General features: G+C 48.6%; 8 protein-coding genes. 5 read left to right on the forward strand and 3 right to left on the reverse strand.

The window, feature by feature from the left end; all coding sequences use genetic code 11:
- Positions 1 to 389: 389 nt before the first annotated feature.
- Positions 390 to 1010: a TetR/AcrR family transcriptional regulator gene (locus tag EPO18_RS00235; RefSeq protein WP_292428865.1), complete on the forward strand. Its 621-nt coding sequence runs from the start codon at positions 390 to 392 to the stop codon at positions 1008 to 1010.
- Between the two features lie 12 nt (positions 1011 to 1022).
- The gene (locus tag EPO18_RS00240) at positions 1023 to 2141 is read left to right on the forward strand and encodes a methyltransferase (protein WP_292428868.1); all 1119 of its coding nucleotides are present in this window, start codon (positions 1023 to 1025) and stop codon (positions 2139 to 2141) included.
- Positions 2142 to 2267: 126 nt separating this feature from the next.
- Here EPO18_RS00240 and EPO18_RS00245 read toward each other — a convergent pair whose 3' ends face one another.
- On the reverse strand, positions 2268 to 2777 hold the full coding sequence (locus EPO18_RS00245) for a DUF2380 domain-containing protein (RefSeq protein WP_292428870.1): 510 nt from the start codon (positions 2775 to 2777) through the stop codon (positions 2268 to 2270).
- 146 nt (positions 2778 to 2923) lie between these two features.
- Entirely contained in the window at positions 2924 to 4006 is a 1083-nt protein-coding gene (locus tag EPO18_RS00250; protein ID WP_292428873.1) for a DUF3047 domain-containing protein, read from the reverse strand.
- 87 nt (positions 4007 to 4093) lie between these two features.
- Between EPO18_RS00250 and EPO18_RS00255 the strand changes: the two genes are divergently transcribed.
- The 3 genes from EPO18_RS00255 (at position 4094) to EPO18_RS00265 (ending at position 6486) form a co-directional block, all read left to right on the forward strand.
- Complete coding sequence (locus EPO18_RS00255) at positions 4094 to 4858, forward strand: AraC family transcriptional regulator (protein WP_292428877.1); 765 nt, start codon at positions 4094 to 4096, stop codon at positions 4856 to 4858.
- 207 nt (positions 4859 to 5065) lie between these two features.
- Positions 5066 to 5284, forward strand: coding sequence for a DUF2442 domain-containing protein (locus EPO18_RS00260; protein WP_292428880.1), 219 nt, complete (start codon positions 5066 to 5068; stop codon positions 5282 to 5284).
- An 86-nt stretch (positions 5285 to 5370) separates the two neighbouring features.
- Complete coding sequence (locus EPO18_RS00265) at positions 5371 to 6486, forward strand: Fic family protein (RefSeq protein WP_292428883.1); 1116 nt, start codon at positions 5371 to 5373, stop codon at positions 6484 to 6486.
- A 274-nt stretch (positions 6487 to 6760) separates the two neighbouring features.
- Here the strand turns inward: EPO18_RS00265 and EPO18_RS00270 are convergent, their stop codons facing one another.
- Complete coding sequence (locus EPO18_RS00270) at positions 6761 to 8956, reverse strand: NACHT domain-containing protein (protein ID WP_292428886.1); 2196 nt, start codon at positions 8954 to 8956, stop codon at positions 6761 to 6763.
- Positions 8957 to 9051: the final 95 nt, after the last annotated feature.

Consider the following 9051-nt stretch of genomic DNA (forward strand, 5'->3'; position numbering starts at 1 on the left):
CTTTGAAGCAATCTAAAGAGATCCTTGATGTTGAATATCAATTAAAAGATGATGACCATCAAACTGTCTTGCCTAACCCTCTTGATGACAACTAATCGGTAAAACAAATGGAAGCTTGTACAAAGCTGTAAGGCTATTTTGAGTCAGCAAACAGCCATGATCGGGATGATCTAACCTGATTCCCAGCCCGGATTTTTCCGAGCGGGGATTTTTTAAGGTTTTGCACCCGATACTAAAATGTTGGACAACGAAAAGCTATTGTCCGATCTGCACGACTTAAACAGTGAATTCTCCAGCCAATCAAACCGCCCAAGTTGATTGACGAAACATCTGGTGACACCCACTTGCAACTGCTAATCTAAATTCACAATCTAATATTGGAGAATGCGATGTTTAGCCCCCCCGAGTTTGCTCCCGATCCCGTACGCGAACGGCTGCTCAAAGCGGCTCTCGACAGTTTTCTGTCCGACGACTACCACAAGGTCACCACCCGCCTGATCGCAGAAAAGGCCGACGCGAACATCTCGATGATCCGTTACTACTTTGGCAACAAAGAGGGACTATACGAGGAGATGATCCGTGACACGATGAGTCCGCTACTTAATGTGCTGGATGGGCAAATGCTGGATTCTGTCGATGGGTTTAAAGACTTCTTCAATCTGTATTACGAGACCATGTCCAAACGGCCTGAGTTTCCGAAGCTAATTTTGAAAGTTCTGGCACTTAACCAAGGGCCGGGTCGGCGCTTTATCCAACAGCTATTGGAGCGAGGGCGCACACGCGGCGCCAAGAAGGTGGAGGATATGAAGTCAGCCGGGCAAGTTGCTCCTTCATTAGACCCTGACATCGTCAGGATGGCGTTTGTCAGCCTGGCAATGATGCCGATCCTGCTGAAAGATATTTTTGAAGAGCAGATGGGGCGAACAATGGATGCGGTATTCCTTGAACAATTGGCCGCGTTCAATGGCTACCTGTTTTCCACGGGCTTGATGCCGACAAGGCCTGAGTAGCAGGGAATCGCGATGTCATTACAAAAAAATTCAGGCTCAGTCCGGCGCTTTGCAAAGCTGATGAAGTTTGCCGCTTGGCTACAGAACATTCCCAACAAGCTCACACCGCCACCCTTTCGACTCATCCAGATCGGCTCAGCGTTTTGGCAGTCGCGTGCGCTTCATATCGCGGTACGTCTGGATATTGCGTCTGTTCTGGGCGATGGGCAGCTCGCAGTTGACGTCATTGCGTCACGCGTCTCGGCTCAACCGGACGCTATCTACCGTCTGCTGAGGATGCTGGCGGCCATGGGTATATTTGAAGAAGTGTCGCCGCGAGTCTTCAAGAACAATGCGCTTTCCGCTTACTTGCGTGAAGACAACCCGAAGAATGTCAAAGCGATGGTCTTGATGCACAACTCGCTTGAGATGAGCCGGCCTTGGTTTGAGCAACTGGAACAAGGGGTGCGTAGCGGGGAAGTTCCATTCCAAATTTCTCATGGCCGGGAGCTTTACTCCTACATGGACGAGCATGCCGAATTCGATTCGCTGTTTGCCGGCGCGATGGACAATGTGGAAGCACTGACCGGCGACAGTTTCGCCACTGACTTCGATTGGGGCCGATTTGATCGAATCATCGATGTGGGCGGCTCGAAAGGAAGTAAATCATTAGCCATACTAAAGCGGTATCCACATCTCACGGCTTTGGTGTTCGACCGGAATCAGGTTGTTCAAACAGCGGCAAGCTATTGGGCCGAGACAGAATCGCCAGCCCTTCTGTCCCGGTTAAGCTTCCAAGCGGGGAACTTGCTTGACTCGGTTCCCGCAGCTAAAAACGACAAAGACATCTATTTGTTGAGTGCCGTCCTGCATGGCATGGATGACGAAAACTGCGTCAAAGTGTTGCGCAATTTGGTTGCCGCAAGTATGGGTACCGGCGCCCGCATTGCGCTGATGGAATTGGTTGTTCCGGAATTTAAGGCCGATTTTTCCAGTGCGGCTTTCGATATGCAGATGTTCATGGCTACCCGAGGCAGGGAAAGAACGCTTCCTGAATGGCAGAGCCTTTTCGGTCAATCCGGGGTGGCGCTTGAAGAGCTGGTAGGTCTTCAATCATTGGGTAAGATACTCGTATTGAGGCCGAAGGTTTAAGATTTTTGTTGCGATTCAAATATATCCCAAATATAAACAGAGTTGTCATTCGTGGCGAATTGATCATACTGACAGCCGAAAGGTACGCACAGCGTACCCTACGACCTTACCCAGTTAAGGCGCGGTTTAAGACGCCGAATTGGAAAGCCGCATAATGCGAGCAGTTAGTTTTTTTGCAAGCGCACTAACGCCTCTTTCAGTAACCGTTTGATGAGTGCCTTTGAGTTCGACAGAATAGTTTCCAGCAAGACTTTCGGTTTTTACACCAATCAAATGCGCCATGACGTAGGAATACAAAAAACTGCCTTTGCTATGCCGTCCTACCACGACCCATTCTGCGCCGGATTGCCTACCTAGCTTGGCGGCAATCTCGTCAAAATCGAATAGATAGCCCGCACCGGCAGTGGCGGCATTTTGCTCATTGATGTTGATCTGAACAATTTCATAATCGCCCAGTTTGCTGATGGCCTGTTCAAGCAAGGGTTTCATGGAGGCCGTGCGGGTCAGTTCATTCGGCGTATTCGGTAATGTCGTGATGTCGCGTAGCTCAAAGTTTAAAACGGCAATGCGAGGAGCAGCATTAACCGGATGACTAAAAGCCAGATAAACTGCAAGTATTAATCCGATGATTTTCATGATATTTGATCTCGTTAAATTTATCTTAAAAAATCAGTTGGATTTGATATTTCCGTAGGGGCGACCGGCCGATCGCCCCTACAATACCTACAGCGATTAGGTGACTATTTCTGATGGCGAGACTTTAGCTAACTGATCTTTTAGATTTATTGCACAGGAACCACGTGGCCATCGCTGATGAAGCCGATGTCTGCGTACTGGCAGACGCCTTCTTCATGCTGAAACAGGCTGACCGCAATCAGCCAGATTTTTACGATGTTGCCCGGCATTGCTCCGCCTATCGCGTTGACGTAGTCCTGGTAAATGTCGCGATCTTCATTAAACCACTCGCCCAAGCCTTGCTGGCCTGAACGAATTACGACATGGGTCTCGCGGTCGGTCCAGGTCGGTATCGGGCAACGATAAGACGTTTCGGGTGGCAGTTCGGCGCTCCAGTAATAAGTAATATCCTGGCCGTTATCGAATTCGACCGCGATGCTTAAATAGTCGTGGGTGGGCAGGGTGTCTTCCCGCACAGCGGAAGGTAAGACGTCCATTTTCCATGACCAGCGCAAGCGCGTATCCGGTTTAAAGGGTAGGGTGACCGATTTTTGCAACAGGCCGCAATCATTGTGGGTATGGCAGCAGATTGCCGACTGTTTGGCCGGAGCGGTACAGGATTGATAAATTTCAGCAGGGCCTACGAACCACAGGTAATCCCAACCTTTCGGCGATATGACCGGTGAAACCAGCCGGTCGATTTCCATGGCGATCAGGTTATCCGCGTCGCCGTTCTCGGCAAGGCTTTTTAAGCCTTCCAGCGTATTACCCTGCCAGCGAATCAGCAGCACGGCCAGATTGCCTGTGACCATATCGTATACTTCATCCGGCGTTACCAATTCGCCGGTCTTGCTGGACCATTCCCCCGGAAAATAGCTGGCCAGATAAAGCCGTCCCGGTTGCGCTACGGTAAAACTATGGCTATCGCGGGTGCCGCGGAATATCTCGCCGTCCTGGCCGATACGGAACCACAGCTGAAAGTTGGGTTCCAGGGTGATCGGCAGGCCTTTAAATTGGGTTTGCCCGGCTGCAAAAGAGGTAAAGTTATCGCCGGCTTCAACATCAAGGCCGGTATCGAGCCAGGGCTTTTGCTCGGAGGGAAGTTCAAAAAGGCGATGTTCGTAAATAACGCCTTTTGCAACATTGTTCAGCAATTCTATAAAGCGCGACTTGAATTCAATAATATCCATTGTGTGCCTCCTGTTGGTAAAGTTCATAAAAATCAGCTGCAAGGATTATAATCGGGCCATCCCCATTAAATCTTGTATAAACTGGCTATGCTGAAACTTTATCCTGCTTATATGCGCTTGTTTATCTGGCGAGGCCGGTCGCTTTATTTCGGCCCGTCGGTGCATTTGGATGCGCACGCCTATGCAACGGTGGCATTACATGTGGGGATTTACCGGCCTTTCAGGATAAAAATCGCTAACGGCGCATGGCAAAAGTGCCGCTGTGCGATTGTTCCTGCCGGTACCCAGCATGAGCTTGATTTCGAAGGCGGCATACACGGCAAGTTATTCATTGAACGGGATAGTTCCGATTTTTTATATTTCAAGCGCCGGTTTGCTTGCCCAGAGCAATCGCTGTCATTATTCCAGGATAATGAGCTGATCGAGCAATTGCGTTGGATTTATGAGATGGACCCTGATAAAGCCGTGATCGAAAACTGTCTGGACGATTTACTGCGCTGCGACGGAGACTTGAATCTAGTGCTCGATCCGCGTGTACAGACTGCTATCGACCTGATTTGCGATGAGCCGGATTACAATTTCTCGAAAGAATTTCTGGCTGATAGGACCGATCTTTCGCCATCCCGATTTTTGCATTTGTTTAAACAGCATACCGATATTCCTTACCGGCGCTTCAGGACATGGAAACGGCTGTTTTTAGCATTGGAAAGCTTAAGCGCCGTCGATAATATGACCGTTGCCGCGCTGGATGCCGGGTTTTCGGATGCGACCCATTTCAGTCACAGCTTTCGCGAGACCTTCGGCATAAATCCGGCTTACGTATTTCGAGGCATTAATCGGTTTGATGTTTGAGTGCTCGACTTAACCTGGAAAATCATTTCGTTCACGAAAAGCTTAACACCTATCAGTTTGCCCAATACGTCATACCGGCATGGACTCACGTCAGACAGGATAGCCTGACGTGAGTCCATGCCGGTATGACTAGACTAATTTGAACGGGTTAGCTGATTTCTATGAAAAAGCTTAGAGGAGTAGAGCGCAACCCCGTCCCGCATTGTAGTGTCCAGCGAGGATTCTTCCCTGGAACTTTGGTTTAATACCGAAGATCATCGCTTATTTGATGCGCGGCCCTATCTGAATCGTGGCGTATTTACGCGCTTACAGGACGTCTCTTTGTTTAAACAAGCCTTTGTTGCATTAGATACAGTGTTTTGGCCCGGTGACTTGGACATTGCCCCGGAAACCCTCTATGACTGTTCGGTCCTTTTGACCGATTAGCGGTAGCGACGCTTGCCGTAAACGCGAGGCTTGCCTTTGCGGAGATAACACATCACAATATCCGCACTTAATGCGGAGTAAGTAACATGGCAACCTACATCTGGCAGCAGCCCGACTGGCCCAACTGGCGCTATGACATGAAGCGATTAGCGCCGCCGCTGGCGAGTGTCCGGTATATTCAAGGACGCCTGTTGGGTCGTATGGAATCGCTGGGCTTCACATTACGGGATGAAGCCTGGCTGCAAACATTGACCCAAGATGTTGTCAAAACCAGCGAGATCGAAGGCGAACGGCTGGACACCGAACAGGTGCGCTCATCAATTGCCCGGCGTCTGGGCTTAGACAGAGGCGCTTTGGCCCCCTTAAATCGTCACGTTGAAGGCATTGTCGAGGTAATGCTTGATGCCACTCAGCGCTATGCCGAACCGCTGACTACCGAACGCCTGTTTGCTTGGCACGGGGCCTTGTTTCCCACCGGGCGTAGCGGTTTGGCGCAGATTCGGGTGGCCGCATGGCGTGATGATGCGGGCGGGCCAATGCAAGTCATCTCCGGTCCCATCGGGCACGAAAAAGTGCATTACACTGCGCCACCGGCAAATCGTCTGGCATCGGGAATGACGACATTTCTGGACTGGTTCGAGCAGTCGGGCGAGCTCGATCCGGTGCTCAAGGCGGGGCTGGCCCATCTATGGTTTGTCACTCTGCACCCGTTCGATGACGGCAATGGCCGTATAGCCCGCGCAATCGGCGACATGGCGCTGGCTCGGTCGGAACAGAGCCAACAGCGCTTCTACAGCCTGTCGGCGCAGATTCAGCAAGAAAGAACAGACTACTACAACGTGCTGGAACGCAGCCAAAAAAGCGATCTGGACGTAACCGAGTGGCTGCTATGGTTTCTCGCTTGCCTGCAACGCGCCATCGCCCGAGCGGACGAAACACTGTCAGCCGTACTGGCAAAAGCCAAATTCTGGGAACGCTTTGCCAGCGCTCCAATGAACGAGCGTCAAATCAAAGTGCTCAACCGGCTGCTGGACGGCTTCGAAGGTAAGTTGAGCACATCCAAGTGGGCCAAGCTGGCGAAGTGTTCTCAGGACACCGCCTATCGAGATATTCTCACCCTTATTGAGCTGGGCGCACTGGTAAAAGCGGACGGCGGAGGGCGTAGTACAAACTATGAACTGACGAGTAGTAGGCCGGAATAAGGCCATCGAGCGCGTAGCGTGAGGTGGCGTTTCCGGCGGATTTGGAGGGTGTTTGCCGGAAACGCCAGTTCTTGCTATCGCTCGAACCGGCTACTGGGCTATTGGATTCTAAAAAGGGGCGCGATGCGCCCCCTACCAGGCTGAGCTGGTCGATTAGCTCGTAGGATGGTTTCGCGATAGCAAACCGTTACACACGACAACGCCGACATCAGCCTGCCGAAGTTGAGGCGGATTGTCTTACGGCGAATCCACTCTACAGCTCTATTCTCCTTGGCTAGTCGCAACTTGGCAATGCAGAAAACAAGCGCTCAATATCATCAGAAATCAATTCACAAACTGCGCGCACGACAGTCGTTTCGCCATCAAATCCACCTACCAAACTATAGCCATCAAAGCTCGGCATTAGTCCAAAGCCTCCTATGGTATAGCTATGGCACTTGGTTCGACCCAATTTTACCAGTGCATTATCAATCTCGGAAAAACCAGATAACTTAAACCGTTCCGGTGGTGAATCGGAAAACTCGACATCTGCTCCAATCTCATTCCATGATGAAACAGGAAGCCATTGGTGATAAAGAGATACCCCATGTTCACTATTAACTACCGCTAAATCCCAGCGAACGGGCAGAGCCGAATAAAAACCAAATTCGCCGAAAACCGATTTAAAACTGTTTTCCACGATTTCCTTATAGGTTAATTGCACTCGGCGAAAATGTTCGTCAAGCAATTTCTGAATAACGCTGTTGCTTGTGGTAGCCTGTTTTTCCCAGTCTAGCTGAAACCACCATGGATCAAGCATGCTCTGTCCATGATCTTTTAAAAAAGTAATGTCCTCAAGCAATGCGTTGATATGAAACCTAGGCGATTTGGCAAAACCGTCTGGAAAAACAATTTTTCCTGCATAAGGTTTCAGCAACGTCTCTACGGCATCCAAAGAACCTTTTTCGTCTAACGGAAAATTGTATTTCTTAGCCATGTAACGCAAACGCCCTATCAAACGTTCTGCTACCCATATTTCGCCACCCTTGAGCGCCCGATCCTCTAAAACTTTTAACAAACTTTTTTTAAGGTGTTTAGCTCCAAGTAGACGTCCACTGTCCAAGCGATACTCCGATAATTCGAGATTAACGTAATAAAATCTAAATTCTTCAGGAGGATCACCAACGATAACCCTTTCTTCAGTTGCATGTGCTGGATGGAATGCGAAGGTGACTTGGCCTGGATTTGGATTAACAAAACCAGTAACAGCAATTTCGCTATTTTTGGTTCCGATTAATTGCTCTGTGACAATAGCCTTAAGCTGAGGAAAAAAACTATTGAGGGGAAATTCCAGACCTTCGATCAAATCCTGTAAATACTGGAATGCTGTATCATCTGGCTTTGCTTTAACCATTTCTCCAGAAACATCCGCTCGATAACGGAGCGAATTTAGATATAAGGGCATTCCAACATGGGCGAGTCGCTTCCATAAGTTTCGTTGTAAGGTACGTGATGGCAGTAAGGCCATCAATAGAATAGGAAAAAATGAATCAATCTCCAGCGGTACGTTCAGTAACGATTGCACGATTGTAGCCTCATCAAAAGACACTGTATCCAACACTCTAAGATAATCAGCCAATGCCTCATGCTGAAGCTCGATAACTGAGCCACTGACCTGTATAGCATCACAACGTAGCAATTCATCAAATGTTGCATCAGAAAAACCATGTTCTCTTAAAAGAGTAACTGCCCTAACTTTATTGATTGGAGTCTTCGTTGTTGCCTTAGCAAGTAATATAAGTGCGGCCTCTCGGTTTATACTATTAACGCCGTCTCGTGCATCCGTACATAGCAACGCGTCTAACCAGAAACGAAACAAATCTTCAATTCTCGATGGGAACTTTTCTTCTAGTTGCCAATACTCCAAAACTCGTTTTAAAAGTAAGGGATGAGTGCAAAGTTCACGAAGAATATTTGGCATCCAGTGCAAAGAGAAACTTAACAAGTCACTTTTTATTGAAAACGTCTCTAAAAACTCACGCTGTTGCTCGAATGTAAGCGGCTTTAGCTCCAAAGCTGACAAAGGCAAATCAGGAATTATTGCACCTCTGGAAAAAACAAAAAGTTGCAGTAATGTAAAATCCCGTTGTAAGTTTTTCAGTTCCGTTTCAACCTTTCGTTGTTTCTGAGCGGAAAGCCTATCAAAACCATCGCACAACAGTATTGCCCCTTTATCACGGAGTAAATCTATTAAGCGTGCATCTGTGATGCCAGGATGATGTGCAGCTATACGCTGCCTCATAAATTCAAGGATAGTAAGCCCCGTTTCGGCAAAGTCCGGCAAAGGCACATCAAAGAGCAATTGATTGGTTTCTAAAGCCCAACGACTTTGAATAGCTTTCTGAAGTAAGGCATAGGACAGCGTAGTCTTACCAAGACCTGAGGGTGCCAAAATAATAGCACCACTAGGGAAGCACTGAACAAATCGCATTTTTTCCCTATTTGCCAGACAAGCTGATTTTTTTCGAAAATCGCCGCTTTGCAGGATCTAATAAATAGCATTTTTAACCGTTTTTCCCGATTTTT

It is taken from the genome of Methylobacter sp. (genome assembly GCF_004322395.1).
Classification (GTDB): domain Bacteria; phylum Pseudomonadota; class Gammaproteobacteria; order Methylococcales; family Methylomonadaceae; genus Methylobacter_A.